Annotated in this window: 2 protein-coding genes; both read left to right on the top strand. The window is 52.7% G+C overall.

Going from position 1 to position 1340, the window contains the following annotated elements; all coding sequences use genetic code 11:
* The first annotated feature begins 83 nt into the window (after positions 1-83).
* The gene (locus RMO15_RS04565) at positions 84-350 is read left to right on the top strand and encodes a transposase (RefSeq protein WP_309708418.1); all 267 of its coding nucleotides are present in this window, start codon (positions 84-86) and stop codon (positions 348-350) included.
* Positions 350-1306, top strand: a complete 957-nt coding sequence (locus tag RMO15_RS04570) for an IS3 family transposase (RefSeq protein ID WP_309708420.1) — start codon at positions 350-352, stop codon at positions 1304-1306. Before RMO15_RS04565 ends, RMO15_RS04570 begins: the two co-directional genes overlap by 1 nt.
* The last annotated feature ends 34 nt before the right edge of the window (positions 1307-1340 follow it).

Genomic DNA, 1340 nt, shown 5'->3' on the forward strand with positions numbered 1-1340 from the left:
TGCGCTGCCCCCCGAAAACTGGTCCAGTGACTGAGTTGGTATCCTGACCAGAGGCGGGCTTGCCCGCCTCGGGAGAACCAACCGTGAAACAAGGTCAATACAACGACCAACAGATACTCGCAATACTCCAGCAGGCAGAGCGAGCAGAGAAAACAATCGCTGAAATTTGCCAGGAGCATAACCTCAGCCCGAACACCTTCTATAGATGGAGGAAGCGATTCGCAGGAGCGACACCCGCTGATCTAGCCAAGAACCGGGAGATCGAAAAAGAGAACGTAAGACTCAAGCGACTACTGGCCGAAAGAGACCTGGAAATCGATATTCTCAAGGAACTCCTGGGAAAAAAATAATGAGCGCACCACAACCTCTCCAGGAGAAACGAGATGCCATACGCTACGCACAAGAGAAGGGAATCTCTCAAAGACGGGCCTGCTCACTGCTCAAAGTCGGCAGATCCACGGTGCGCTACCAAGCAAAAGAACACGACGACACTCAGCTCCTGGAGAGAATACGAGCCATTCACACCAAAGCTCCGCGCTTCGGAGTTAGACGAGTGGACGGGCAACTCCAACGAGAACGCAAAAGGCAAGAGAAGAAGGGACTAAAACCAGACGAGCCCGTAAATCGAAAACGCATTCAGAGAGTCATGCGGCAAAACGGACTATTGGTCAGAAAGACACGTCGCAAGAAGACGATTCGTACGGGAGCGACAGTGCCCTGCAAAGCCGAGTATCCTAATCACGTGTGGACGCTCGACTTTCAAGACGATGCACTCATAGGAGGCAAAAAGGTCAAAATCCTCAATATTCTCGATGAGTTTACGCGCGAATGGCTCGAAGTCGTGGCGGGAGCAACCACATCAGCCGCGCTGGTGATGCGAACAATCTTGCCGCTCTTTGCACGCAGAGGAGCACCAGAGTTCCTCCGAAGCGACAATGGAGGTGAGTTCATCGCCCATGAACTCAGAGCGCTCTTAGAGCAAGCAGGAGTCACTTCCTATTTCATTGACCCGGGCAGTCCCTGGCAAAATGGTTTTATTGAGAGCTTTCACAGTCATCTGCGCGACGAGCTGCTCAATAGAGAAACCTTCGCAACTCTGACCGAGATTCGCCAGCGCCTGGCAAGTCATCGCCTTTGGTACAATCAGGAACGAATCCATTCCAGCCTGGACTACATGACACCCGAAGAGTACCACCAGGATTGGAACGACCAAAACCAAGAACGACCAGATACCCAACCAGAAACGGAAACGAAGAACGAGGCGGCTTCGCCGCCGGGGAAACCCACAACGACCAACGAAGACTAACTCACTCGATGGACCAAATCAGGGGTACAGGCCA

This window comes from Armatimonas sp., assembly GCF_031410135.1.
Lineage (GTDB): Bacteria > Armatimonadota > Armatimonadia > Armatimonadales > Armatimonadaceae > Armatimonas.

Coding starts and splice junctions, on each gene's coding strand:
- RMO15_RS04570 (WP_309708420.1), top strand. CDS start 350: ATGAGCGCACCACAACCTCTCCAGGAGAAACGAGATGCCATACGCTAC.